At 59.3% G+C, this 26331-nt stretch carries 26 protein-coding genes and 2 pseudogenes; 12 read left to right on the forward strand and 16 right to left on the reverse strand.

The features are described from left to right. Both U1A24_RS05030 and U1A24_RS05035 read left to right on the forward strand, forming a co-directional pair. The coding region (locus U1A24_RS05030; protein WP_322320883.1) for an aldo/keto reductase at positions 1–749 on the forward strand (749 nt) is incomplete at its 5' end. A 26-nt stretch (positions 750–775) separates the two neighbouring features. Continuing rightward, positions 776–1483 carry a creatininase family protein gene (locus tag U1A24_RS05035; RefSeq protein ID WP_322320884.1) on the forward strand — a complete coding sequence of 236 codons (708 nt, stop codon included), beginning with the start codon at positions 776–778 and terminating at the stop codon, positions 1481–1483. Between the two features lie 11 nt (positions 1484–1494). Here U1A24_RS05035 and U1A24_RS05040 read toward each other — a convergent pair whose 3' ends face one another. After that, positions 1495–2541: a LacI family DNA-binding transcriptional regulator gene (locus U1A24_RS05040; protein ID WP_322320885.1), complete on the reverse strand. Its 1047-nt coding sequence runs from the start codon at positions 2539–2541 to the stop codon at positions 1495–1497. A 171-nt stretch (positions 2542–2712) separates the two neighbouring features. On the opposite strand from U1A24_RS05040, the gene U1A24_RS05045 reads away from it, so the two are divergent. From U1A24_RS05045 to U1A24_RS05060, 4 genes are all read left to right on the forward strand, one after another. After that, on the forward strand, positions 2713–3741 hold the full coding sequence (locus tag U1A24_RS05045; protein WP_322320886.1) for a sterol desaturase family protein: 1029 nt from the start codon (positions 2713–2715) through the stop codon (positions 3739–3741). Positions 3742–3849: 108 nt separating this feature from the next. After that, a complete protein-coding gene (locus U1A24_RS05050; RefSeq protein WP_322320887.1) occupies positions 3850–4830 on the forward strand; it encodes a sugar ABC transporter substrate-binding protein in 981 nt (326 codons plus the stop codon). Between the two features lie 123 nt (positions 4831–4953). Continuing rightward, positions 4954–5973, forward strand: a complete 1020-nt coding sequence (locus U1A24_RS05055) for an ABC transporter permease (protein ID WP_322320888.1) — start codon at positions 4954–4956, stop codon at positions 5971–5973. Continuing rightward, complete coding sequence (locus U1A24_RS05060) at positions 5970–6785, forward strand: ATP-binding cassette domain-containing protein (protein WP_322320889.1); 816 nt, start codon at positions 5970–5972, stop codon at positions 6783–6785. Before U1A24_RS05055 ends, U1A24_RS05060 begins: the two co-directional genes overlap by 4 nt. Positions 6786–7317: 532 nt before the next feature. Here U1A24_RS05060 and U1A24_RS05065 read toward each other — a convergent pair. The 5 genes and pseudogenes from U1A24_RS05065 to U1A24_RS05085 all read right to left on the reverse strand — a co-directional run bounded on the left by U1A24_RS05065 (position 7318) and on the right by U1A24_RS05085 (position 9994). After that, a complete protein-coding gene (locus U1A24_RS05065) occupies positions 7318–8289 on the reverse strand; it encodes an NAD-dependent epimerase/dehydratase family protein (protein WP_322320890.1) in 972 nt (323 codons plus the stop codon). Then, positions 8282–8854, reverse strand: a complete 573-nt coding sequence (locus U1A24_RS05070; protein WP_322320891.1) for a TetR/AcrR family transcriptional regulator — start codon at positions 8852–8854, stop codon at positions 8282–8284. Before U1A24_RS05070 ends, U1A24_RS05065 begins: the two co-directional genes overlap by 8 nt. 7 nt (positions 8855–8861) lie before the next feature. Next, positions 8862–9278, reverse strand: a complete 417-nt coding sequence (locus tag U1A24_RS05075; RefSeq protein WP_322320892.1) for an ArsA-related P-loop ATPase — start codon at positions 9276–9278, stop codon at positions 8862–8864. A gap of 103 nt (positions 9279–9381) precedes the next feature. Next, positions 9382–9867, reverse strand: a pseudogene (locus U1A24_RS05080) (type 1 glutamine amidotransferase domain-containing protein); the annotation flags it as partial. Next, positions 9866–9994: a hypothetical protein gene (locus U1A24_RS05085; RefSeq protein WP_322320893.1), complete on the reverse strand. Its 129-nt coding sequence runs from the start codon at positions 9992–9994 to the stop codon at positions 9866–9868. The gene U1A24_RS05085 and the pseudogene U1A24_RS05080, both read right to left, overlap by 2 nt. Before the next feature lie 528 nt (positions 9995–10522). Here U1A24_RS05085 and U1A24_RS05090 point away from each other — a divergent pair. The 6 genes and pseudogenes from U1A24_RS05090 to U1A24_RS05115 all read left to right on the forward strand — a co-directional run bounded on the left by U1A24_RS05090 (position 10523) and on the right by U1A24_RS05115 (position 16013). Continuing rightward, the gene (locus U1A24_RS05090; protein ID WP_322320894.1) at positions 10523–11278 is read left to right on the forward strand and encodes an amino acid ABC transporter substrate-binding protein; all 756 of its coding nucleotides are present in this window, start codon (positions 10523–10525) and stop codon (positions 11276–11278) included. 4 nt (positions 11279–11282) lie between these two features. Further along, positions 11283–11957, forward strand: a complete 675-nt coding sequence (locus tag U1A24_RS05095) for an amino acid ABC transporter permease (RefSeq protein WP_322320895.1) — start codon at positions 11283–11285, stop codon at positions 11955–11957. Beyond that, entirely contained in the window at positions 11954–12685 is a 732-nt protein-coding gene (locus U1A24_RS05100) for an amino acid ABC transporter ATP-binding protein (RefSeq protein ID WP_322320896.1), read from the forward strand. The genes U1A24_RS05095 and U1A24_RS05100 overlap by 4 nt, the downstream gene beginning before the upstream one ends. A gap of 305 nt (positions 12686–12990) precedes the next feature. Next, positions 12991–14182 (forward strand): annotated as a pseudogene (locus tag U1A24_RS05105) (IS3 family transposase). A 146-nt stretch (positions 14183–14328) separates the two neighbouring features. Continuing rightward, complete coding sequence (locus U1A24_RS05110) at positions 14329–15255, forward strand: ABC transporter ATP-binding protein (RefSeq protein WP_322320897.1); 927 nt, start codon at positions 14329–14331, stop codon at positions 15253–15255. Next, a complete protein-coding gene (locus U1A24_RS05115) occupies positions 15252–16013 on the forward strand; it encodes an ABC transporter permease (RefSeq protein ID WP_322320898.1) in 762 nt (253 codons plus the stop codon). Before U1A24_RS05110 ends, U1A24_RS05115 begins: the two co-directional genes overlap by 4 nt. A gap of 513 nt (positions 16014–16526) precedes the next feature. On the opposite strand, the gene ugpC is transcribed toward U1A24_RS05115, so the two are convergent. The 10 genes from ugpC to U1A24_RS05165 all read right to left on the reverse strand — a co-directional run bounded on the left by ugpC (position 16527) and on the right by U1A24_RS05165 (position 26309). After that, on the reverse strand, positions 16527–17585 hold the full coding sequence (gene ugpC, locus U1A24_RS05120; RefSeq protein WP_322320899.1) for a sn-glycerol-3-phosphate ABC transporter ATP-binding protein UgpC: 1059 nt from the start codon (positions 17583–17585) through the stop codon (positions 16527–16529). Beyond that, positions 17586–18455, reverse strand: coding sequence for a sn-glycerol-3-phosphate ABC transporter permease UgpE (gene ugpE, locus U1A24_RS05125; RefSeq protein ID WP_322320900.1), 870 nt, complete (start codon positions 18453–18455; stop codon positions 17586–17588). Next, on the reverse strand, positions 18448–19329 hold the full coding sequence (gene ugpA / locus U1A24_RS05130) for a sn-glycerol-3-phosphate ABC transporter permease UgpA (RefSeq protein ID WP_322320901.1): 882 nt from the start codon (positions 19327–19329) through the stop codon (positions 18448–18450). The genes ugpE and ugpA overlap by 8 nt, the downstream gene beginning before the upstream one ends. A gap of 64 nt (positions 19330–19393) precedes the next feature. Next, on the reverse strand, positions 19394–20689 hold the full coding sequence (gene ugpB, locus U1A24_RS05135; protein ID WP_322320902.1) for a sn-glycerol-3-phosphate ABC transporter substrate-binding protein UgpB: 1296 nt from the start codon (positions 20687–20689) through the stop codon (positions 19394–19396). A 640-nt stretch (positions 20690–21329) separates the two neighbouring features. Then, a complete protein-coding gene (locus U1A24_RS05140) occupies positions 21330–22187 on the reverse strand; it encodes an alpha/beta hydrolase (protein WP_322320903.1) in 858 nt (285 codons plus the stop codon). Continuing rightward, positions 22184–22990: an aspartate dehydrogenase gene (locus U1A24_RS05145; protein ID WP_322320904.1), complete on the reverse strand. Its 807-nt coding sequence runs from the start codon at positions 22988–22990 to the stop codon at positions 22184–22186. Before U1A24_RS05145 ends, U1A24_RS05140 begins: the two co-directional genes overlap by 4 nt. Then, entirely contained in the window at positions 22977–23678 is a 702-nt protein-coding gene (locus U1A24_RS05150; RefSeq protein ID WP_322320905.1) for an ABC transporter ATP-binding protein, read from the reverse strand. Before U1A24_RS05150 ends, U1A24_RS05145 begins: the two co-directional genes overlap by 14 nt. After that, entirely contained in the window at positions 23672–24427 is a 756-nt protein-coding gene (locus tag U1A24_RS05155; protein ID WP_322320906.1) for an ABC transporter ATP-binding protein, read from the reverse strand. Before U1A24_RS05155 ends, U1A24_RS05150 begins: the two co-directional genes overlap by 7 nt. Next, on the reverse strand, positions 24424–25398 hold the full coding sequence (locus tag U1A24_RS05160) for a branched-chain amino acid ABC transporter permease (RefSeq protein WP_322320907.1): 975 nt from the start codon (positions 25396–25398) through the stop codon (positions 24424–24426). Before U1A24_RS05160 ends, U1A24_RS05155 begins: the two co-directional genes overlap by 4 nt. Further along, positions 25395–26309: a branched-chain amino acid ABC transporter permease gene (locus U1A24_RS05165; RefSeq protein WP_322320908.1), complete on the reverse strand. Its 915-nt coding sequence runs from the start codon at positions 26307–26309 to the stop codon at positions 25395–25397. Before U1A24_RS05165 ends, U1A24_RS05160 begins: the two co-directional genes overlap by 4 nt. Positions 26310–26331 lie beyond the last annotated feature (22 nt).

Genomic DNA, 26331 nt, shown 5'->3' on the forward strand with positions numbered 1-26331 from the left:
CCAAGATTTACGTCGCCACCAAGGCACAGCCAGTGGAATGGCCCGCTCCCAACGATGACGCCCCGCAGATGCGGGGGCGCTATCCGGCGTGGTATCTGCGCAGGATGATCGATGACGCTTTGCGTCGGTTGCAACTGGAGCAGATTGACTTGTTTCAACTGCACTCGTGGATGGCGACGGGCCTTTATGAACTCGATTGGCTTGAAACCCTGAACGCCCTGCGGATTGAGGGGAAGATTGACCAGATCGGCGTCTCTATCCGCGATTATCGCCCAACCGATGGGGTTGATCTAGCACGGTTGGGGTTGGTTGCCAGCCAACAAGTTGTGCTGAACCTATTCGAGCAACGCCCGGCGGGGGAGTTGTTTAAGGCGGGCGCAGGAAGCCAAGGCTTTATTGCGCGGGTGCCGTTGGATTCGGGATCGCTGGTGGGCCATTGGGATGATCACACCTATGCCAGCTTTGCCGAAGGCTCGGTTCCCGCTCAGTTGTTCCGAGGGGATCGGTTTGCCGAAACGCTGGCACGTGTGCGCGCTTTGAAGGCGCTGTGCGTGCCATACTATCCCACATTGGCCGAAGCTGCGATGCGCTACGTGTTGTCTTGCCCCGAATTGTCTTGCGTGATTCCGGGCATGTTGAACCCTGAACAGGTGGATATGAATGTGATTTACAGCGACGGCGCGCCATTCCCGGCCGAACTGAAAGCCGCTCTCGTCGCGCATGTCTGGCCGCGCAATTTCTACCAATAGCCAAAGCTTTGACCAAAGGGATGAACATGACCCGCCAATTAGAACTGCTTCGACCCGCGCAGATTGCCGAGGAAATCTCCCGCTGCGCGCGGGTCTGGCTACCATTGGGAACTATCGAATATCACGGCAAGCATTTGCCTGTCGGTCTGGATGGTTTGCAGGCGCATGGGTTGTGTCTTGATGCCGCAGAGATTGCCGGCGGGCTGGTCTATCCGCCGTTGTGGTGGGGCATAGGCGGCGGTCATGCGCGCTATCAATGGACAGTGATGATGTCCGAGGCGACCGAGATTTCCAGTATACTGAGGCATACTCTGGCACGCTTGCAGGATTTTGGCGTGCGGCAAGCGGTGCTGTTCACCGGCCATTTCGCGGATGAACAATTAGCGATGATAGCGCAACTTGCCGATACGTGGAACGCGCAGAACGGGCCGCTACACGCCTTGGCGTTGGGCGTCAATGGCAACACAGAGGCGCCGCTGCCACCAGATCACGCGGGGCGGTTTGAAACCACTCTTTTGGCGGCGTATCATCCGCAGGCCGTGGATATTTCGCTGCTGCCGCCCCCGCAGCCCGATGAGGCAGGCGAAGATCCATTCGGCCCGCAGCGCCATGCACTGAGCCACAGCCTGCACGGCATATTCGGCGCTGATCCGCGTGGATATGCGCCTGAAGACACAGCCATTTTGCGCGGCGCGATGGCCACATGGCTGGCCGCACGCGCAGGCACAATCTAACCTTTGCTGGGCTATTCCGGCGCTTTGTTGGGCAGATTTTCCGGCCCATACAGCACGAACGGCACGGTCGAGGCATAGGGCGGCGTGATCTGCGTAGCACCTGCGAAATCGAAGTGGTTCAGCAGCACGTCAATGGCGAATTGTGCCTGCAATTCCGGGCTTTGGTCGATGGTCAGGGTCATCACCCCCTCGCGCAGGCTTTGATAGGTGAAGGCGGTCAACTCATGTCCTATGAAAACCGGCGGCTGCCGGGAAATTCCTGCACGTATCGCGCCCACCGCACCGCGGTTGGCAGCGCCGACGTTGTAGATCGCCACAGCTTCGAAATGGCGGCGCAAAGCGTCCTTCAGTCGCGCCTCGGACCGCACAGCATCATCGCCGCCCTCGACAATCTCAACAATGGGAAAGTCTGCTGCATGGGCAGCCAGATACGCGGTCAGCCCACGCACGCGCTCGGCATGAGACTGAAACCCCAGATGGTTGCACAGCACTAGTACCGGGCCCGGTTTCGCAATGCGTGACAGGAAATATCCTGCCGAGCGCCCCGCCTTCGCGTGGTCAGTCCCGGCATAGGCCAGACGCGCCGACCCCGGCAGGTCTGAAATCATCGTGACGACGGGGTTGCCACGCGCGGCAAGTTCGGCGATGGCCGCGTGGATCTGCGGGTGATCTTGGGCATAAACAATCGCCGCATCGCAGGGGCTGCGTAACAGCGCCTGCGCAATCGTCGCCGGGGCTTCGTTCTCAAGCGTTGTACGATGGATCGCCACCGAGTGGTCCATCCGATCTGACAAACGGCGAAACTCCACCCCCATGCGGCGGATCAACGGCAGTTCGGGGCGGGCGAGAATGACGTTGATGCGCACCATGCGGTGATGGCTGACCGGCAGCATCCGCCTGAGCCCCAAGGTACGCGCCGCCTGCAAAACCTGTTGGCGGACCTCGTCCGAGACATTGCCGCGCTCGTTGATCACACGGTCCACGGTGGCGCTGCCAACCCCGGCAAGCTGGGCCACATCGGCCAAAGTGATGCGAAGGGGGCGGTTATTTTCGGTCATAATTCCAATAATTTAGCGATTGAAGGCCAAAAGCGCGCAGCCAGCCTGATGGGTTTCAATCAACTATCCACTGCGACAATATGTCAAGCGGTTCTAGAACAGCCCAAAGCATTTGGCCAAGCGCCGGATGCGGACACGCACCAAAGCACAGTTTAAGACGGTGGGGGATGGATGGACGATCTAAAGTTTGGCAAGCGCAACAAACGTGGAGATTTTTCACCGAGCACACCCTTGCAAGTCGCCCCAATCATCGTCTGGCCGCCAAGGCCGCTGAAATTGCTGGCTTGGTTGCCGCATTACATCTTGCCATGGAACGCGCTGTTCATGGGCTTTGCCGCGGTGATCTGGTTCTATCTGACGCCTTCCAAGGAAAGCCTGCAAACCCTGCACTGGACGTGGATCGCGTTTATTCTTCTGCGTAATGCAGCACTTGTGTTCTTGTTCTACGGCGCGTTGGAGCTGCGCCTTTATATCCGTCGCGCGCAAGGAAACCGCTTCAAATTCAACGGGCTGTTCCCGGCGGATAAGAAATCCGACGTGTTCATGTTCAAAAGTCAGAACATCGACAACATCCTGCGCAGCTTTGGCACAGGCGTGCCAATCTGGACCGCCTATGAAGTCGGGATGCTCTATGCATGGGCGCATGGCTTTGGCCCTTGGACCACATTTGAAGCCCATCCTTGGGCCCTGATTGCGCTGCTGGCCATTATCCCGCTATTTCACGAGGCGCATTTCTTCTGCATCCATCGTCTGATCCATACACCTTTTCTGTATAAATGGGTGCATTCGGTCCACCACAACTCGGTCAACCCCTCGCCATGGTCCAGCCTGTCGATGCATCCAGTCGAACACCTGCTGTATTGGTCGGATATTCTGATCCATCTGGTGTTGCCGTCACATCCGCTGCTGATGCTCTATCATCTGCAAGTCACTGGCACGGGCGCTGTGGTCGGTCACATCGGCTTTGACAAGATCGAGGCGGGCGAGGCTGCGATGGATAGCCACGCTTATGCCCACTATCTGCACCACAAATATTTTGAGGTGAACTACTCTGACGGGATGGTGCCCTTCGACCAATGGTTTGGCACATGGCACGACGGCTCGGCTGAGGGCGAGGCCCGGATGGAAGCGCGGTTCCAACGCACCCGCGCCAAAGCCAACGCAAAGGTGAACAACGCAAATTCGACAACGGGCCGCTAAGGCCCTCCCCCAAAGACGTTGCGGGAGGAGGAGAGATCCCGCAGCGTCTTGCAACCCATAACAACAAATATCCGCCCAAAACGGCGGCAACTCGGAGGAGACACTACAATGAAATTCCCGAAACTGAACATGAAGACCGTCCTGATGGCAACGGCTCTGGCCTTTGGCGCGCAAGCCGCATTCGCCGAAGGCGTCAGCATCGCAGTGGTCGGCGGCAAGGCAGACGACCCGTTCTTTGCCAAGGTGAAAAAGGGCATTGATGATGCCACGCTGGTGGTGGCGGCCCGTGGCGGCACGGTCAACTATCTGATGCTGCAAAACTATGACAACATTGGTGGCGATGCGGCCAATCTGGTGCGCACGGCGATTTCGCAGGGCGCTTCGGTGATTGCGGTGCCAAACTGGGTGCCCGATGCGCAGGACGAGGCGATCAAGGCCGCGATGGATGCGGGCATTCCGGTGCTTCTGTATAATTCGGGTGGCGCGGATAAAGCCAAAGAGTTGGGCGCGATCAACTACATCGGTAACGAAGAATATCCGGCAGGTTTGGCAGCGGGGGCCTATTTCGGCAGCCATGGCTTCAAAAACGTGATCTGTGTCAACACCGTTCCGGGCGCGCAGAACCTGGAAGACCGCTGCAAGGGCGTTGCGGACGGCATTGCCAAGGAGGGTGGCGTCTCCACCCAACTGCCGCTGCCAGCCTCCAGCTTTGGCGATCCGACAGCGGTGGCCGAAGCGATTAAGGCGACGCTGATGAAAGACCCCACCATCAATGGCGTGGCCACCATCTCGGCTGCGGATGCCAATTCGGCAGCGATTGGGATCGAACAGGCAACACTGACCGGCAAGGTGCAACTCGCGTCCTTCGATATGGACGGCGCAGGTCTGGACCGGATCAAGGCGGGCACGCAGCTGTTCGCTGTCGATCAACAGCCGTGGCTGCAAGGCTTTCTCGCCGTGTCGATGGCGGATGCCTATGTCAGCTTTGGCACTGCCATCGCCACCGCTCCGGTGCTGACCGGTCCGGGCATTGTCGATACCGCCAATGTTGATGCCACCATCGCTGGCGCTGCGGCCGGGTTCCGCTAAGCTTTCACCTGCCGTCCGGTCCCGCTAGATTGCGACGGGGCCGGACATTTCAAGACCCATGATCTGACCCGCCCGCGACACTGCGCGGCAAGGCCTCGGATCTGCATCGACGGGAACCTGTACATGACCAATACCACCACCTCGTTTTCCATCGGTGCCTTGTTGCGCCGCCCCGAGACAGGCTCTTTCCTGGGACTTGCTGCCGTGTTCGGCTTTTTCACCTTCTTTGGCGGCAGCAACTTTGCCTCAATCGGTGGGGCCGCGTCTTGGCTGAATGTGGCTGCGGCGCTGGGTATTATTGCCATCCCCATCGGCCTGCTGATGATCGCCGGAGAGCTGGATATTTCCATCGGATCCTTGGTGCCCGCAGGGTCGATGATGGTTGCAATCATTTCGGGGCATTTTCACATGCCGATCCTGCTAGGGATTGGGGCCGCCTTGGCACTCGGGGCATTCGTTGGCCTGATCAACGGCCTGCTGGTGGTGCGCACTGCCGTTCCCAGCTTTATCGTCACGCTTGGCACGCTGTTTGCGGTGGCTGGGTTAACGCTGGGGCTGTCTGTTCTGGTCACCGGCACCACCTCGGTGGCGCTGAAGGCCGGGCCCGAGGCGAAATGGCTGCTGGGGCGCTTCATCGGTGGCGTGTTCCAAGTCACCATTTTATGGTGGATCGCCGCCGCGCTCCTCTGGGGCTTCCTGTTGCACTTCACCCGCTTTGGCAACTGGATCTTCGCCATGGGCGGCGACAAGGTTTCCGCCCGCAACGCAGGTATCCCGACCGATCGGATGACGATCCTGCTGTTTATGTGTAGCGGTGCCAGCGCCACCTTTGTCGGCGTAAGCCAAGCCATCCTCTACAACTCGGCCCAAGTGTCAGCAGGGCAATCCTATATCTTCAACTCGATCATCTCGGTTGTGGTCGGCGGCGTGCTGCTGACCGGAGGCTATGGATCGGTGGTGGGGATCATCCTTGGCACTCTGACCTTTGCGGTGGTCAGTCAAGGCATCTACTACACCCCGTTTGATGCAAATTGGGCCAGCCTGATCATCGGGGTGCTTTTGCTGCTGGCGGTCCTGATGAACAACACTTTCCGCAAAATGGCGCTGTCCTACGCGCCGAGGAAGAAAGGAGCCAAGCCATGACCGCGCCGATCCTTAGCCTGAAAGGCGTCAACAAGTCGTTCGGCCCCATCGACGTTCTCCATGACATCAGCCTTGATCTGCGCGCGGGCGAAGTGCTGTGCCTGCTGGGCGACAACGGCGCGGGCAAATCCACCGTGATCCGTCTGTTGTCGGGCGTGCATCAGCCCAGCAGCGGCAGCATCGAGATGGACGGCAAGCCGGTAAAGTTCAGCAGCCCGCGCGAGGCCGCAGACCATGGCATTGCCACGGTCCATCAGTTTGGCGGAACATTTCCGCTGATGTCGATCGGGCGCAGCTTTTTCGTCGGAGTCGAGCCCACCAAGGGATGGGGGCCGTTTAAAATCTACGACCGCAAAAAGGCCAACACCATCGCGGTGGAGGCCGTGCAACGCCTTGGCATCACCCGCATCACCGATGGTGACCGCTTGGTCGGGGGCTTGTCTGGCGGCGAGCGGCAATCGCTTGCCATCGCCCGCGCCGTGCATTTCGGTGCACGGGTGCTGATTCTGGATGAACCCACAGCGGCACTGGGCGTCAAGCAAGCCACCCACGTTCTGCGCATCGTCAATGAGGCCAAGCGACGCGGGCTGGCGGTAATTTTCATTACCCATCAGGTCATGCATGCCATGGCCGTGGGTGATCATTTTGCGGTGCTGATCCGCGGAGCCATCGCGGCTGATTTTCGCAAGGGTCAAAAGTCCCGCGAAGAAATCACCGATCTGATGGCCGGGGGCGAAACCATGGCCACGCTGGAAGCTGAAATTGAAGGCTACAGGTCTGCACATTCCGGTAAGTCAGCTATACCTGCCTGAGCCAAGCGTTTCCCAGGGTGTTGACTTCTCCCAGCACCCAAAACCTGTCCGGGCCGGGGTATTCCTCGGCCCGGACTCTTGGATATATTACACCTAAGACTTTAATTTTGGCGGCGCACGTTTGCAGTCGAACTTTCTTGCCGCCGATTTTGTCTCGTGCGGTGCCGACGCAATGACCGTTCCTGGAGCGAACACTCCAGAAAACGAATGGCTGCTTTGGGCCGAAAGGCGCGTGCGTCTTGTGCTGTCAGCCACAACTGGCATGTGAGAGTGGCCCGGACGCCAGTTTGAAGATGGGCAGGCAGTTGAACATGCGCAGACGATTTAACTGCCGCTTTGGCGGATAACTGTGGCTCGCGATCCCCTGATGCGGTCAGGGGATCGCGTTGCCAATACCAGCACTGCCTTCTTGGCCGCATAAAAAATTAGAGTGATCGTGTTGATCTTCCACGGGATTATTCCTCCAGTTGCGACTCGGGTCCGCTCCAAGGAAGGGATGTCGGAATTTGCCACATTGACGCACGAAGCTCGCTCAGATGCCCAGACGGATGTCTTCCAGTCCTTCGTCCCAAGAGATGACTGGCCTATAGTCAAGTTCACGTAGGGCCTTGTCGGTGTTCAGTGAGATTTCCACCGCGCTGGTGGCGTACTCCTGAAAGCTGAGGGGCCCTTTCAGCCGCCCTCTGCTGGCGCGGTAAAGCCCGTCCCCGACCCGCGCGAGCAGGCGCAGGACTGTGCGTGGCACGGATTTGTCAGGAACGATCAGGCCTTGCGTTGCCAACAGGCCGGTCACAGTTTCGCGGAAGGTGCGAACAGGACCATCAGTTATATGGTTGATCTCGCCAGTTCGACCCCGTTCCAACGCCAGATCCACCGCATGGCTGAGATTAGCGATATGGGTCGCCGATGAGAGGTAATCCCCACCCGAAATCCAGGCAAAGCGCCCCGTTTTCACCATTCGAACAAGCGTGGGCAGCGCAGTGCCATCATCGCGCTCCCAGACCATGCGCGGGCGCAGGATCATCACCCATATGGCTTTCGCAGCCGCGAGTGCGATACGTTCGGCCTCGGCCTTGCCCGCCGAATATGCGCCTGCCGGGCGGGCCGGATATGGCGCAGTTTCATCGACATCCCGCAGCGGCTGCCCGGCCTGCAGCACGGAATCCGTGCTGAGATGGACGACCGCGCTGATCCCGGCCTGCTGTACCGCAGCCATCACCCGCGCGGTGCCATCACGGTTGGCGGCCAGGGCGTCCCGGCCCGCACTGTGGTCGAGGCGGGCTGCCGCGTGGATCATGCTCTCGGCCCCCGCCATCAGCGGGGCCAGATCGCCGGTTAACATATCGCCGATGACGGGCCTTGCACCAAGACTACGCACAAGCTCGGCCGCCGCCGCACTGCGGACCATGCCGATGACCGGCCTTCCTGTCGCGATGAAATAGCGGGTCAGGTTGCGCCCGACATAGCCATTGGCGCCAGTGATAAAGATCGGCTGGTCAGACATGATCCGCCTCCGTCGTGATGCCGCCCGACCGAGCAAGGGTTTCGATGTCTTGCAAAATTTCGGCACGTTCCAACGCGTTCCAGTCGTGGAACTCGAGATGTTGCTGAAACTTCAGGCCTTCCAGCGCAAGCCAGGCAAGCCGTGTCGCGCGGGGATGTGTCGCGCCCGAAAGCAGAGCCTGTCCGAGCGCATTCTGGTTGTGGCGGAACTCATCGCGCAAAGCACCATTTTGCATCAGAGCAGCAACAAGGCTCAGCACGGCCGGATTGCCGCCCTCGACCGGTGGACTTAGCCGGGCCGCTTCGATCCGACCGCGCAGCACGGCGTCGGGCTGACCTTCGAATGTCGCAGCACAGCCTGCGTTGAATGCATTGTCGGCCTTGATCGTGCGCGCGACCAAGGCCGCGACCAGATCACGCTTGCTGGTATGTTCGTACAGAACAGTGGCTTTCGCCACCCCTGCCTCTTTCGCCACGGCATCGACAGTCAGCACACCGTCCCGGGCCACCACCCGCTCTACCGCGTCAAGTATCTGGCTTTGGTCATGTTTGCGTGGGCGTGGCATGGTTCATCTATTTATTTCCGACCGGTTGGAAATAAATAGATGAGTCGTCGGTGTCAAGGGGAGCATGTTCGCACAGGATGTTCATGGCGAACAGATTCGCCATAGCGGGAATAGCGGCCGCCCGGTCTGAAAGCTCCGCACCCAGCATCTCGTCAAGGTTTGAGGCCGGATCGGTGCTGACCAGCAGCACCCGCCTGCCCTGATCGACCAACGAAAGTGCCGCAGCACAGCTGAGCAAAGTCTTTCCCACCCCACCCTTGCCTGTGAAAACAGTAAGCGGCTGGGACTTTTGAGAAGAAATGCAATCGTGATCAGAAATTCCTCGATTAGGCTGGCGTGATCGTGACGTCTCAACAACTGTGCTGCGATGACATGGGTCAAACACACTCTGCATTTCGGCACCCTCTTCACGCAGCTCAAACAACACACGTTCAGAAAAGTTAAGAACGACAGCTTTGGACAGGACGTCGATGCGAGCGCCACCGGCACAACGGGCGGGTCTGCGTCTATCCGGCCCGATTGATTGCTTACGCCAGCAAGGCCAAGATAGCCTTCGGCGCTTCCGCCGAGGAGGCGGGGTTTTGTCCGGTCACGAGCTTGCCATCACGCAAAACAAAGCTGGCCCAATCGGCACCCTTCTCGTATTTGCCGCCATTGGCTTTCAACATATCTTCCACCAGGAACGGCACGATTTTCGTTAAGCCAACGCCCTTTTCTTCCGTATTCGTGAACCCAGTGACGCGGCGGCCAGAAACCAAGGGCTTGCCATTCGTGGCAAGCGTATGGCGGAACACTGCAGGCGCGTGACAGACCGCGCCAATGGGGCGGTCCGCTGCGGCGAAGGCCTCGATCAGGCGCTTGCTGTCTTTGTCTTCCGCCAGATCCCAAAGAGGGCCGTGACCGTCGGGATAGAAGATCGCGTCAAAACCATTCTCCGTGACATCAGCCAGCGTCCGCATTGCCGCCAAATGACTTTGCGCCTCTGCGTCAGCCTTGAAACGGCGGGTGGATTCACAAGATGAATCCATCACAGGATTTGCGCAACAGAGCCTCATTATGCCGCAAAAAGTGCTGTAGCACGGTCAGCAGATCGCTCTCGAAGCCGTCCAGCCCAGCATCGGTCAGATCATAAGTCGTCATGGGATCACTTTTGCGTTGTCATATCCAAGCCCTCTGCCAGATGCCGGATTGGGGCATCTCTGATAGATCTGGCGAGGATTGGCTGGATTGCGGCATTATCTGAAAAAAGCATTTTGATTTGCAATCCATTTTCTTTCAGGCCGTATCTAGATCAATAATCTCAGCCATAATAGGGGTTTGTGCAATCCACTCACGTTTCGTATTTTAAAAGTTGCGACATCCAGAGGCTAACCGACCTTCGGCCTAAATCCTTGCGGAGTTGCACGAAACTACAGGAACAGATCCGTCGTAACTATTCCTTGGTTTGGGCACGTGTAAAGCTGGTCACCAAGTATCTTGATCAAGCAGAGCAGACCATTGTCCACGCCCAGCAAACACCTGAGGAAAAAGACCTGATTTTATCCCAAATTGCGGATGGCTATTCTGCAACATTCGACAGGCCGGGCCCTGCCGTGCTTGTTTCGCAATGCGCCTTGATCTCTACACCTGTCGCAAGCATCTTCTGTAGTCGAGATACAGGAGCGTCAGATGTTTAAATCTCTTTCCCTTGCCGCGTTGATGGCCGGAGCCGTTGTTCTCCCCGCCGCTGCAGAGACCATTCGTGTCGGTATGTCCGGCGGATATTTTCCCTTCACATTTGTTCGGCAGGACAAGCTACAGGGCTTTGAGGTCGATCTGATGAATGCCCTTGCCGAACGGACGGGCGATACGGTGGAATTCTCCACCATGTCATTCTCGGGTCTGATCGGCGCGCTGGAATCCGGTCGCATTGACACGGTTGCCAACCAGATCACCATCACCCCCGAGCGCGCGGCGAAATTCGCCTTCAGCCAGCCCTATGTCTATGACGGCGCGCAAGTGGTGGTGAAGCAGGGCAACGAGACAGAGATCACCGGCGTTGAAAGCCTGAAGGGCCGTTCGGTGGGGGTCAACCTTGGATCCAACTTCGAGCAATTGCTGCGCGCTTTGCCGTTCGCCAGCGAAATCGACATCCGCACCTACGAAAGCAATATCGAGCAGGACACGGCGCTGGGTCGGATCGACGCCTTCGTGATGGACCGTGTTTCCTCGGCACAGGTCATCAAGGAAAGCCCGTTGCCGCTTGCGCTTGCAGGCCCCCCGTTCAGCGAGATCCAGAACGCCTTGCCCTTCCGCAACGATGCCGAAGGCCTTGCCCTGCGTGACGAGCTGGATGCGGCGCTGACCGAGATGAAGGCTGATGGCACGCTGAAGGCGATTTCCGAAAAATGGCTGGGTCTTGACGTGACCGCGCCGACAGGCTGACGCGATGCGGGCGCTCGACGTTGACTACATGCTTGGTCTGGTGCCCGTCATCTTGGGCTATGTGCCGCTGACGATCGGTATGGCGCTGGCCGCGATGGTCTGCGCTTTGCTGCTGGCTTGCCTGATGGCGGTGGAACGCGTGATGCGCGTGCCTGTGCTGGACCAGTTCGTTCAGCTGTTCATCAGCTTCTTCCGGGGCACGCCGCTGCTGGTGCAGTTGTTTCTGTTCTACTACGGCCTACCGCAGATCCTGCCGGTCCTGTCCGGGATCAACGGTGTGATGGCGGCGATCATCGGGCTGACGCTGCATTTTTCGGCCTACATGGCCGAAAGCATCCGCGCCGCGATCCTTGGGGTCGAGCGCAGCCAGTGGGAGGCCGCACAGGCCGTCGGCATGACGCAGGCGCAGTCGATGCGCCGTATCGTATTGCCGCAGGCGGCCCGCGTGGCAGCCCCAACCTTGGTCAATTACTTCATCGACATGATCAAAAGCACCTCGCTTGCCTTCACCCTTGGCGTGACCGAGATGATGGGGGCGACGCAGAAGGAAGCGGCTGGCAGCTTCTTGTATTTTGAGGCGTTCCTTGTCGTGGCCATGCTGTATTGGGCGATCGTCGAAACCCTGTCCTTCCTGCAAAAGCAGCTGGAGCACCATTTGAACAAGGCCATCGCCCGATGATCAGCATTCGCGGACTGACCAAACGCTACGGGACAAACACGGTGCTGGACGGCATCGACCTTGACATCGCGGCGGGCGAGCGGGTGGCGATCATTGGCCCCTCTGGCACGGGAAAGTCCACGCTGCTGCGCTGTCTGAACTACCTCGACCGCCCCGACGGCGGCGTGATCCGCATCGGGGATCTGACCGTTGACGCGGCAACAGCCACCTCTGCGCAAATCCTTGCGCTGCGCCGCCGAACGGCGTTCGTCTTTCAGAACTATGCGCTGTTCGCCAACAAGACCGCTCGCGACAACATCACCGAAGCTCTGATCACCGTGCAGCGCAAGCCGCGCGCCGACGCAGAGGCGCGGGCCGACGAAATCCTGCGTGAGATCGGCCTTTCCGACAAGACCGCGAGCTACCCCGCCGCACTTTCGGGCGGTCAACAGCAGCGTATTGGCATCGGCCGCGCAATGGCGCTGGACGCAGCCCTGATGTTGCTGGACGAACCCACATCGGCGCTCGACCCCGAATGGGTGGGCGAAGTGCTGGACCTGATGCGCCGCGTCGCCGAGCGGCGACAGACGATGCTGATCGTCACGCATGAGATGCAATTCGCGCGCGAAATTGCCGACCGGATTATCTTCATGGACGGTGGGCGCATCGTGGAGGAAGGAACGCCTGGCCAAATCTTCGACACGCCGCAAGACACGCGTACAGCAAACTTCCTGCGCCGCGTCAGATAGAGTGTTCTGGCACCGCCGAGTTGCTGGGAATTAGGTGCTCCAGAACGGTATGCTCGCAGTCGAGCGGGGGTAAAAATGGGATGCATAAGCATCCTGAAAATCAAACTGACACCCGAACCTGAGCTACTCGGTTCAGGCGCCATCGTCATGTGTGGAACCATAAGGCTACACGACAACAGCCCTGGCAATCGTAGCACCACGGTCTGGCGCGGAGCTGTCAAGATCGCCCCACTTATTGATGATCGGCCCAATCGCGCGGTCCTGTCGTTGCAGAAAGCCGTTTCACCGAAGCGCAGATTATCGGGATGATCAAAGAGCAAGAGGCTGGCCTGCCGACGTCGGAGCTGTGCCGCAAGCATGAGCTGAGCCCTGCGACGTTTTACAAGCTGAAGGCCAAGTATGGCGGGATGGACCTGTCCGATGCCAAACGCCTGAAGCAGCTTGAGGACGAGAACGTCAAGTTGAAGCGTTTGCTGGCAGATGTGATGCTGGATAACGTTGTGCTGAAAGATCTCTTGGGAAAGCCCTGACGACACAGCTGGCGCGGCGGGACGCAGTGCTGCGGGCGCTCAAGGATCATCCGATCTCTCAGCGCCGGGCCTGCGTCCTGATCCCCTCTCGCATATGCAAAGCATGTGCTGCCGGGCAACGGGTGTCGATCCGAAGACGGTGCGGCGCGAGAGGCCGCCCGAGAACCCGGAAATCCATCTGGAAATGAACAAGATCGCCGAGAAGCGGCGCCGGTTCGGCTATCCGTTGGCCGGCAACGGTTTGCTTGCAAACCGTGAGAGGCGGCGCATTGGTGTCATGCTCGAACGTGTGGGCATGGTGATGAACGAAAAGAAGCTTTACCGGCTTTATCGGGAAGAGGGCCTGTCGGTGCGCCGCCGACGCGGCCGCAAACGGGCGCGGGGCAGCCGCACACCAATGCCTGTGCCGCTGCGCCCGAACCAGCGCTGGTCCCTGGACTTCCTGTCAGACACATTCGGGGCCTGCCGGAAGTTCCGCATCCTGGCGGTCAATGACGATTGCTGCCGCGAAAATCTGGCGCTGATCGCAGATACCAGCATCTCGGGTGCCCGGGTGGCGCGCGAGTTGGACGCCTTGGTCAGGATCTATGGAAAACCAGCGTGTATTGTCTCTGACAATGGCACCGAGTTCACCAGCAAGGCCATCTTGAAATGGGCAAACGACAACAAGGTCGAGTGGCATTACATCGACCCCGGCAAACCCCAGCAGAACGGCTACATCGAGTCATTCAACGGCAGCCTTCGCGACGAATGTCTGAACGAAGAGATATTGGACAGCTTGGCCGATGCCCGCCGAACGCTGGGCCTTTGGCGCTACGACTACAACAATGTCAGGCCGCACTCATCGCTGGGCAACAAGCCAACGGCAGAAGCGCGCCGGGCACTTGAGCAATCTGATGGCTCCACGCCCGGCGCGCTTGCCCAACCCGAAACCGACCACTATCAACCCACAGGACTCTCGCTATGAACGAGGGACGACCGGGGGCAGGTCAGGAGAATTACCTCAGGACCCGCGACTTGGCAGCGCAAGTTGATATCGAAATTGCCCAGTCCTGACCTTGGACTCGGGCGGCTATCAGGCTATGCTCAATCCCTTCCGAATGCGAGGATTCCATGCCGTCCATCGTTTCCATCCGCAATCTGACCAAGGCCTATAAATCTGGCTTTGAAGCACTGAAGTCCGTCAATCTGGAGATCGAGGAGGGCGAAATCCTCGCGCTGCTCGGTCCGAATGGGGCGGGAAAGACCACGCTGATTTCCGCCATCTGTGGTATCGTGCAGCCGACATCGGGCAGCGTTACCGTGGGCGGGCATGATGTGGTGCGGGATTTTCGGGCGGCACGGGATCTGATTGGCCTTGTGCCACAGGAGATCACACTGGAGCCGTTTGAGAAGGTGTTCAACGCGGTCAGCTTTTCGCGCGGGCTGTTCGGCAAGGCGCCCGATCCGGCCTACGTGGAGCGCGTGCTGCGGCAATTGTCGCTATGGGACAAGCAGGATAGCAAGATCATGCCCCTGTCAGGCGGGATGAAGCGGCGCGTGCTGATTGCCAAGGCGCTGGCCCATGCGCCGCGCGTTCTGTTTCTGGACGAACCATCGGCGGGCGTGGATGTGGAACTGCGCAAGGACATGTGGGCGGTTGTGGCCGATCTGAAAGCCCAGGGTGTCACCATCATCCTGACCACGCACTACATCGAAGAGGCCGAGGCGATTGCCGACCGAGTCGCAGTGATCAACAAGGGCGAGATCCTGCTGGTTGAGGACAAGGCCGCGCTGATGCAACGGATGGGTCAGAAGCAACTGCAGGTCGATCTGGCCGAGCCCCTTGTCGCGGTGCCAGCGGCGCTCGCGAACTATGCACTGGAACTCGGGCCGGAGGGGCGCAGCCTCGTATTCACCTATGATACCAAAAGCGAGCGAACCGGCATCGTGACCTTGCTGACAGATCTGCGCAGCGCGGGGTTGCATATGACCGATCTTGCCACGCGGCAGAGCAGCCTTGAGGACATCTTTGTTGAACTGCTGAGGGAACAGGTATGAACTTTCCAGCGATACGCGTCATCTTTCAACGGGAAATGGCGCGGTTCAGCCGCACCATCATCGAATCGCTGGTTTCACCGGTGATTTCGACATCACTTTACTTTGTCGTGTTCGGCGCGGCCATCGGCAGCCGGATCGAAACCGTGGATGGTGTGACGTACGGCGCCTTTATCGTGCCTGGCCTGATCATGCTGACGGTGATCACGCAATCGGTGTCGAACGCGTCTTTCGCGATCCATTTCCCCAAGTTTATCGGGTCGATTTACGAGCTTTTATCGGCCCCGGTCAGCTATCTGGAGATCGTGATCGGCTATGTAGGCGCTGCGGCGGTGAAATCGGTCCTGATTGGTCTGGTGATCCTGCTGACAGCCTATCTGTTTGTCGATCTGCCGATCTCGCATCCTATTGCGATGTTTGCATTGCTGGCGGTGATGAGCTTCAGCTTCTCACTTTTCGGCTTCATCATCGGCATCTGGGCCAAGGATTTTCAGCAGTTACAACTGATCCCGCTCTTGGTGCTGACGCCGCTGATCTTTCTGGGTGGTAGCTTTTATAGTATCGACATGCTGCCAGGCATCTGGCGAACCATCGCGCTGTTCAACCCCGTGGTGTACCTGATGTCTGTTTTCCGCTGGTCGTTCTTTGATACTGCCGACGTGCCGATTGCCATGAGTCTTCTGGCAATTGCTGCCTTCACCGGGCTGTGTCTGGCAGTGGTCTGGTGGATCTTCCGCACTGGCTGGCGCATCAGGCAGTAAGTGGGCGGTTTGGCAGAGAGCGGTAAACACTTACCAAGATCCGAAGATTCATCTGAGTCGGCTCGACAGTCAGTCCTGGCTGTGCGGCTATTTGCCGTGCAGTGGACGAACGGCGGCTTCCGGCGAGCCCTTATGCTACCCGCGTCGCTTCGGTCGCGGCGCAGATTTCGGCTTCGGTCACACCCTCTGCCAGTTCGACCAATTCAACCCGTCTTAAGCGACGTCGAGCACGCCGGGGTTGGTGATGTCGCCTCATCCACTCACCAAGAACCTGTGCGACAAATCAGGTCGGTGCCTGTTTCTTGATAGATAGACCACAAGGAACTGTCGAAGTCTTCGTGGTAGCGTCTGCACCAAGCTCACAACTTTTAGCGGGCCTCGGCAAACTCAAGACCTATGCGGCCAGCCAGTGCGGAAGCAATCAATGGACACCATGATAGAGCTATTGTCTGGGCTTTCCCCAGCCGGGAGAAGTTTAGGGTGATGCATGCTTGGCAAGCCACCGGACGCCGATTAAATGCGTCTGCCTGTCTCGATAGAGAACAGGTGTAAACGATCAGGAAGTGGGGCAACGTGCAGGCGGTCACCGCGCTGCGCGGTCGATGCTCCCGGCAGGCGCAGCGTCATCAGGATTTCGGAGCCGGGAATAACACCATAGCCGAAGGTATCAGCCCCCAAGTGTTCGACCGAGCGCAAATCAATCGGGATCGAGGGAGTATCGGCGCTGGTGAGTTCCAGATCTTCGGGGCGCAGACCCAAGCGCATCTCACCACTGGCTGGTATTCCGGCTATCGCCAGTTTGTGGCCGCCCGGCAAGATTGCGACTCCAGCCTCGGCACGGATGGTGAAAATGTTCATCGCAGGCGAGCCGATGAAGCCTGCTACAAATTCGCTGGCAGGCGTTTTGTAGACTTCCAATGGTGTGGCGATCTGCTCGGCTACGCCTTTGTTCATCACCAGCAGCCGATCCGCCAGCGTCATTGCCTCGACCTGATCATGGGTCACATAAAGCGTGGTCTGGCCAATGCGCAGGTGCATCTCTTTGATTTGCAGGCGCATTTGCACCCGAAGTTTCGCATCAAGGTTTGACAGCGGCTCATCCAGCAGCAATGCCGAAGGCTCGCGCACCAGCGCCCGGCCCATTGCAACGCGCTGACGTTGACCGCCAGACAATGCGCGGGGTTTGCGATCAAGATAGGGCTCCAGCTCCAGCATCGTGGCGGCACGGGCGACGCGTTCCTCAATCTCGGCCTTCGGCATTTTCGAGATTTTCAGTCCATAGGCCATGTTCTCGCGCACGCTCATATGGGGGTAAAGCGCATAGTTCTGGAACACCATTGCAATGTCGCGCTCGCGCGGCTCTAGGTCATTCACAACGCGGCCACCGATGTCGATCGTGCCCGCCGTGATGCCTTCCAGCCCCGCCACCATGCGCAGCAGCGTGGATTTTCCACACCCCGAAGGGCCGACGATCACCACGAATTCACCGTCAGCAATATCCATGCTGACACCATGAATAACCTCTTGCGCGGCATAGCTTTTACGCAGGTCATTTAACAGGATACGCGCCATCTACTTCTCCGTCTCGACTAGGCCCTTCACGAACCAACGCTGCATAAACACCACCACAAGGATCGGTGGCAGGATTGCCAATACCGACGTGACCATAACGAGACTCCACGGCGTATCCGCATCAGCGAAAGAGATCATCTTCTTCAGCGCGATCACGATGGTGTTCATTTCATTCGAATTTGTCACCAACAATGGCCAGAGATACTGCGTCCAGCCGTAAATGAACTGGATCACAAAGATCGCCGCCACATTGGTTAAAGACAGCGGCCAAAGGATATCCTTGAAGAACCGCCACGGGCCTGCGCCATCGACCCGGGCAGCTTCCAGCAGCTCGTGCGGAACGGTCATGAAGAACTGCCGAAACAACAACGTCGCCGTGGCCGAGGCGATCAGCGGCAAGATCAGACCGGGGTAGGTGTCAATCAGGCCCAGATCGACCATGACTTTGTAGGTGGGCTGAATGCGCACTTCGATGGGCAGCATCAGAGTGATGAAAATCACCCAAAAGCACACCATCCGCAGGGGGAAACGGAAGTATACAATCGCATAGGCCGAGGCCATCGAGATGACAATTTTGCCAATGGCGATGCCGAACGCGATCAGTGTGGTATTGCCCAAAAGCCGCCACAGGCTGACGCCGCCCATTTTGCTGATGCCGCCCGAGAACGCATCGCTGTAGTTCGAAACAGCATCTGCGCCGGGCAAAAGCGGCAGCGGCGGGCGCAGGATGGTCTGCGTGCTGTGGGTCGAGGCTATCACGACATAGTAGATCGGAAACGCCACGATGATGACGCCCAGGATCATCCAGAGATGGGCCAGCGTTCTGGTCGCCGCGCGAGCCGCAAGGGGGCCGTCAGATGTATCAGCCATAATGCACCCTGCGCTCGATGAAGCGGAATTGGAAGGCAGTCAGCCCGATGACGATCACCATCAGGATCACCGATTGCGCAGCAGAGTCGCCCATGATCAGGTTCACGAAACCGTCGTTGTAAACTTTGTAGACCAGTGTCTCGGTTGCTTTGCCGGGGCCGCCCCCCGTGACGGCGTGGATGATGCCGAAGGTATCGAACAGCGCGTAAACCGTGTTCACAACCAGCAGGAAGAAGGTGGTAGGGGCAAGTAGGGGGAATACGATGGTCCAGTACGCATGGCGGCGGCTTGCACCATCAACAGCGGCGGCCTCCAGCAGCGATCGCGGAATGGCCTGCAAGCCTGCGACGAAAAACAGGAAGTTGTAGCTGATTTGCTTCCAGGTGGAGGCCGCGACCACCAAGGCCATCGCCTGATCGCCGTCAAGCAGCGGATTCCATGCGATACCAAGCTGACGCAGAGGCCAAGCCAAAGTGCCGAAAGATGGGTTGAACATGAACAACCACAGCATCCCGGCGATGGCGGGGGCTACGGCATAGGGCCAGATCATCAAGGTACGGTAGAAGCCTTTGCCGCGGCCGATCTTCTCGGCCTGCACCGCAAGAAACAGAGCAATCGACATCGCGAAGAACGCCACGAGCACCGAGAAAACCACGGTCACCAGCATGGCGTTCACATAGTTCGGATCGCTCAGCACCTTTTTGAAGTTCGCAAGACCGACAAAAGTTGTGCTCAGGCCAAAGGCATCTTCTTTCAGCATGGATTGCCGAAATGCCTGCGCTGCGGGCCAATAGAAAAAGATGATCGTGATCGCAAGCTGCGGCATCACCAGCAGCCAGGGCAACAGCTTATGCGGGAACACTGTCCGGTTCATATTTGATCCTCGTTACAAATACGGTGGCGCGCGCAGATTGGGTGCGCGCGCCTGTGCAACAGGATCAGCCGCCCGATGCTTCTTTGATCGCGGCATTGCCACGCTCTACCGCGTTCTTCAGCGCCTGTTCGGCAGTCTGTTGACCGGCCAGCATCTTTTCATATTCCTCGTTCTGAATGTCGCGCAATTGCGGCAAGTTTGGCGCGCGCACACCCTTCGAGTTTTCGGTCGGTGCCTTGCCCGACATTTGCAGAATAGGAGTCTCACGCGCCGGGTTTGTGTCGTAAAAGCCCGAAGCTTTGGTCGCCTCATAGGCCGCGTTGGTCACCGGCAGGTAGCCGGATTGCTCGTGCAGGAACTGCTGCACCGGAGTTTGCGACAGGTAATTGAAGAATGTCGCAACACCCTTGTAGCTCTCAGGTGACTTGCCAGCCATCACCCAAAGCGAAGCACCGCCGGGCGTGGTGTTCTGCGGTGCACCTTCCGCGGTTTCGTCATAGGGAAGTTGCCCGATGCCGTAGTTCATGCCGGATTTCACGATGTCGCCCAAACCGCCCGAGCTTTCGGTCAGAATACCGCATTCACCCGAGGTAAAGTTTTGCTTGGCTTCCGATGTGCGTCCGCCATAAACAAACACGCCTTCTTTCGACAGGTCGGCAAGCTCTTGGAAATGCTTGATAAACAAAGGGGAGTCAATTTTCAGTTCCGGCGTTCCGGCCAATCCGTTTTCATTGGTGGCCCAAGACACATTGTTCCAGGCGGCGAAGTTTTCGGTGTGAATCCAGGTCAGCCAAGTCGAGGTGTACCCGCAGGTAGCAGCGCCACTTTCCTTGATCTTGCGTGCAGCCGCCCAGACCTCAGCCCAGGTTTTCGGCGGGGTGTTCACATCCAGTCCCGCTTTCTCGAAAATATCCTTGTTGTAATACAGGATCGGCGAAGAAGAGTTGTAGGGGAAGGACAGCATCTCGCCTTCAGGGCTGGAATAATAGCCGACGATGCCCGCCAGATACTGGCTTTTATCAAAGGCGAAACCGCCTTCCGTCAGCACTTCGGCCACAGGCTTGATCGCGCCTTGTGCGCCCATCATCACGCCCGTGCCAACGTCAAACACCTGCATGATGTCGGGGGATTGCCCCGCGCGAAACGCCGCAATACCTGCGTTCAACGTCTCAGGATAAGTGCCTTTGAACACGGGCTTCACCACATATTCAGACTGGCTGGCGTTGAAATCACTGGCGATTTTCTCGACGACTTCGCCGTTTGCGCCGCTCATCGCGTGCCACCAGGAAATCTCGGTCTGGGCCTGTGCTGCCATTGGCAACGCTATCAGCCCGGCAACCCACAGAGATACAGTTTTCATAAGGCATGTTCCTCCCTAACACTGATTGGCCGAAAGAGTTTCAAAAAGCCCCCAACAACCAGTTCGATTTGTCGCAACTGGGATTTAGCCCGAATCTTGACCAACAAGTCAATTCGTAAGCCCGCAATCCAGAGCTGCCAAGACATATCATTTTCCCGCTTTGCGCGTAGGCGGCTATCGGGCGAGTGCGGAAGAAGTGTGGAAACCATCGGAGTGCACTGAGTTGATCGCATGATGGCTGTCGTGGATATCTCGCCGGTCCTCCTCTCGTCGAGTCAACGAGAGCTTTTTGACCAGACCATCGCGCTTCCGATTGGTACGTCAAGCATGGCTCGGCTCGCAGAAGCCCCTGAGCCTTGTTTTGAGGTTTTGCGTTTGTGCCCCACCAATCCCTCTCACTTTTAAAGCCCCGCTACTGCCCATAGAGTGCCGATTGTTCGTCGATCAAGCGAAGCGAACTGCAACTAAGTCCGCATCGCCGACATTGACCGCCGAATACGCTGTAGTAAGATCGAATGACTGGCTCGTGGAAGCCGCCCGGCAGCCGGCTCCCGTGCCTACCAGTAGGCTTGCACTTTTTTCTCATCTCCGGCACCGTTCTCGACGCCTCACGTCTCGAATTTTTGGCGGACCGCCGCGCTCAGCCCCGTGCAAGCCGCAACAGCGCTTGACCCAGCGGGTGGTCGGCATCGGCCAGATCGAACACCACGTCAAAATGGTGCCGCCCCGCCCCCAGCAGATAGGGCACGCCAAGGGCCTTGGCATAGGCTGCGCTTTGGCGGTGAAAGCCGGGGGTTTCACGTTCGGCCGCCACCACAGTCAGCCGAGGGATAGGATGAGGAAGGTGTCGCAGCGGGCTGAAATTTGCGATTTCATCAGGCGAGAATTGCATCCAGTCCTGTACATGACTGGCCGCGACCGGTGCCAGATCGAACAGACCGCTGATAGGCAGGGCGGCGGCGACCGGCTGTTCGGGCAGGCCCAACTCGGCTTGCCAACCGGCCTGCAACAACGTCGCGGCCAGGTGCCCGCCAGCGGATGACCCGGTGACCAGAATGCGCCGTCTGTCGATGCCCAGCGTGTCGGCATGGTGCCACAGATGGGCCAGCGCGCGGCGGGTGTCCCCCACGATGTCGGCCATGCGCGCAGCAGGAGCCAGACGGTAATCAGGGGCGGCGCAGGCAATGCCATGGGCTGCAAGCATCGGCGCGAGAAAGGCTGAATGCTCCTTGCTCAAGGCACGCCAGTAGCCGCCGTGAATAAAAATCACCAAGGGTCGCAGCTCGCCCGGCACAGTGCCGAACAAGTCCAGTGCCAGCCCAGTTTCCGCGTCGAACACCACGTCCCGGCGGCTATGGGGCAGATCATGTGTGGCTTTCGACCGCGCCAGATAATTTGCAATTGTTTGTTCGAACTCTGCCACCGAACAACTGTCGCGTGCCCGGTAATCGGCATCCAGTTGCGCGCGCGGCCAATCGGCTTCGGCTGCGATATTCATATCACCAGCCCTCCTGTGCGGGTTTCGATCAGGCGCACAAGTGAAAGCGCTGTCATCTCGGATGATTTCGGATTTGTCGCCAGCGGTCGGTTGTCCAGCCGGATCGCCATCCGCCCGAACTCACCCTCCGCCGTCACGATGTGACTGTTCAGCACGGCGCTGGGGTCGGCGACAAGCGCGACTTGCGTGCGGTCCAGTCCGATGCCCGCAAGCGCCGAGATAACCGCCACATTGGCATTCTGCGCAAAGGCATCCGCCGCGTCGCGGGCAGAACCTTCATAAAAGGTGACGGGCGCTGAAAGGCCAGCCAGATCACACAGCACCTCGGCACCGGTGCCATACCAGGCCGCAGGCGGTTTGATGATCTGGTGGCATACCGTATCCAGCGGCAGGCGTGCTGCGGCGGATAGCGCATCCATTCCGCCGAGCGCCCCTGGCGGGATGATCAGTTGTGCACCCCGAGCCTGCGCCAATGCCAGCAGTTCGGCAAACAACGCCTCGTCCACAAAGGCCGACGTTGATGACACCGCAAAGTCACAACCGGCACCCAAGGCCGCGCGTCCCCAGCTCGTCACGCTGCCACGCCCCGCCGCCTCGACCACCAGATCGGCGGCTATGCTTGCCAGTGTGGCGGGATCGGACAGCACCTCAGCACTCTGCGGCAGATCCTGCGCGCGCGCAGCGTCGCGCAGACCCACCCCCACAATCCGCACTGCCGCGCGCCGTTCGCTCAGCAAGGCGGCGACACGGCGGCTGATCGCACCCCAGCCGATCAGCACCAACCGCAGTTCAGACCCCGACATAGCGTTGCACCTCTGCTGCATCCCGCTCTAGGTCCGCGCGCTCGCCGCTCCAGACCGTGCGGCCGCGTTCGATGATATAGTGGCGGTCGGCCAGCCGTTTCAGCACCGCGAGGTTCTTGTCGATCAGCAGGATCGACTGACCCTCGGCCTTCAATCGCTCGATCACATGCCAGATTTCGGTGCGGATCACCGGGGCCAGACCTTCAGTGGCTTCGTCCAGAATCAGCAGGCTGGGGTTCGTCATCAGCGCACGGCCCACCGCCAGCATCTGCTGCTCTCCTCCAGAAAGTGTGCCAGCCATCTGGCCTTGCCGTTCGCTGAGCCGGGGAAACAGCGCGTATATGCGCTCCAGCGTCCAGGGGGCGGGCCGTCCGCTGCGGTTTGCCGCGGTGGCAACCAGATTCTCCCGCACCGTCAGCGTGTGGAAGATCTGCCGCCCCTCGGGCACCAACCCCGCGCCGAGCCGCGCGATATGTTCGGGTGCCCAGCCCGCAATCTGTTGACCCTGAAAGCTAATCTCTCCCCCGGCCGGGGCCAGCAGCCCCATGACGCAGCGGATGGTGGTGGTCTTGCCCATGCCGTTGCGGCCCAGCAGGGTCACCACCTCGCCCTCGCGCAGATCGAACGCCACATCGAACAGCACGCGGCTGGCACCATAGGCGGCTGAGACGTTGCGCAATGTCAGCATAGCTCGTCCTCCGCACCCAGATAGGCCTCGCGCACGGCAGGGTCATTGCGGATCTCTTCCACCGAGCCCTGCGCGATGATCCGGCCGTAGACCAGCACAGAAATGCGGTCGGCCAAGGCAAAGACCGCCTCCATGTCATGTTCCACCAGCAGGATCGCGGTATGCTGGCGCAGGGCGCGCAGCTGCACAATCATCGTCTGGCTTTCCAGATGGCCAAGCCCGGCCATCGGTTCGTCCAGCAGCATCACTTTGGGTTGCAGCCCCATCGCCATCAGCAGTTCCAGCTGCTTCTTCTCGCCATGCGACAGGTCGGCGACCAGTGCCGCCTCGCGGCCCTGCAACTGGCAATCGGCGATGATACCCGCCGCTGCATCCCAGATCGCCCGCCGTTTCGCCACCCGGTCCCAGAGGCGAAAGTTACCACCCGCCCGTGCTTGCAGTGCCATGCCGACATTCTGCAACACGGTCATGTCTTCCAGCAATGAGGTGATCTGAAACGTGCGCCCCAGACCTAGCGACACCCGCGCCGCGACACAAGCCGCCGTCACATCGCGGCCCATCAGGCGGATATGCCCCGCGTCGGGGGTCAGCTCGCCGCAGATCTGGTTGATCAGCGTCGATTTGCCCGCGCCATTCGGCCCGATCAGCGCGTGGATCTCACCCGTCCGCACCACAAGCGATACACCATCGGTCGCCGTCAGCCCGCCAAAGCGTTTGCGCAGACCGTCGATTTCCAGAACCGCCGTCATTTGCGGCCCCCCAACTTCCCAAGCACCGCCATCACACCGCCCTTGGTTCCCAGCACCAAGGCCAGCAAGATCGCGCCAAGCGCCAGTTGCCAATGCTCGGTCCAGGACGACAGCGTGCTTTCCAACACCAGCAGCGTGGCCGCGCCGAAGAACGGACCCAGCGACGTGCCGACACCGCCCAAAATGACCATAACCATCAGCTCGCCCGATTTGGTCCAGTGCATCATGTCGGGGCTGGCAAAGCGCAGCGCGTTGGCCATCAGCGCCCCGGCCAGCCCCGCGCCCATTCCCGACAGAATGAAGGCGTAAAGCTTGTAGCGGAACACTGGAACCCCCAGCGCTGCCATCCGCCGCTCGTTTTGGCGAATGCCCGCCAGAACCGCGCCAAAGCTGGAGTTGATCACCTGACGCATCCCTGCAAAGAAGGCGACCGTCACAGCCAGCACAACCCAATACAGCGTGGCCTTGTCCCGCATGTTCAGGAACGGCACATCATTGCTACGACGGATGATGATACCATCCTCGCCGCCATAGACTTTCAGAGAGACGAACAGGAAAAACAGCATCTGCGCGAAGGCCATCGTGATCATGATGAACTGCACGCCCCCGGTGCGTAGGGCCAGCGCGCCGATTGCAGCCGCCAGCACCCCGCCCACCAGCATGGCTGCGGGCAGCGTGACCAGCATCTGGTTGCTACCGGGTATCAGCCCCAAAAACAGCGTTTCCGCATCGAAATGCTGATACAGTATCCCGACGACATAGCCGCCGATTCCGAAAAATGCCGCATGGCCGAAACTGACCATCCCGCCATAGCCCAGCACCAGATTCAGGCTGGCAGCAGCAATGCCATAGATAAGCGCTCGCGTGACCAATGACAGCAGGCTTGCCTGCCCCAGCGCATCCGTCAGCAAGGGCATCAGGATCAGGACAATCAGCCCCAGACCCGCCAGTATCCGGTTGCGCCGCATCATGACCCCACCGCAAAAAGGCCCTTGGGCCGGAACAGCAGCACGATAACCATAAGCAGATAGATCCCCATCGAGGCGATACCGATGCCCAATGCATCGGCTTCGGAACCCGTCATCACTTGCCGCAGTAGTCCAGGCAAAAAGGCGCGCAACATGGTATCGGCCACACCCAGAAACAGCCCGGCCACAAAGGCCCCGCGGATCGAACCCACGCCGCCAATCACCACCACCACGAAGGTGGACAGCAAAATCTGCTCGCCCATGCCGACCTGCACCGCCAGAATCGGTGCCGCCATGATGCCCGCCAGCCCCGCCAGCAGCGCGCCTAATCCGAACACCACCGTATACAGCAGCCGGATATCCACCCCCAAGGCCCGCACCATGTCGCGGTTGGTAGCACCCGCCCGCACCAGCATGCCGATCCGCGTGCGGTTGATCAGCAGATACAGCCCCAGCGCTACCAGCAGCCCCACTCCGATGACCAGCAACCGATAAGTCGGGTAGGGCAGGCCGGGAAGAAGCTCCACGGATCCTGCAAAGGCGTCGGGCAGCGTGGTAAACAGCGGCTGGCGTCCGAACAGCAGCGTGATGCTTTGATTGAAGATCAGGATCAGCCCAAAAGTCGCCAGCACTTGGTCCAGGTGATCACGGGCATACAGCCTGCGGATCACCACCGCCTCGATGATCAGCCCGGTCAGCGCGGCGGCAATCAGCGCGGCCGGAATGCCCAGCCAGAAACTGCCGGTTTCCGCTGCAACCCAAGTGCCCGCATAGGCACCGATCATATAAAGCGAGCCATGCGCCAGATTAATGACGCCCATGATCCCGAAGATCAGGGTCAGCCCTGCGGCCAGCAAAAACAGCATGACGCCGAATTGCAGTCCGTTCAGCAACTGCTCAAGGATAAGGATCATTGCCCATCCGATCATGTGCACA

Origin of the sequence: Cypionkella sp., assembly GCF_034376685.1 — a bacterium.
Lineage (GTDB): Bacteria > Pseudomonadota > Alphaproteobacteria > Rhodobacterales > Rhodobacteraceae > Cypionkella.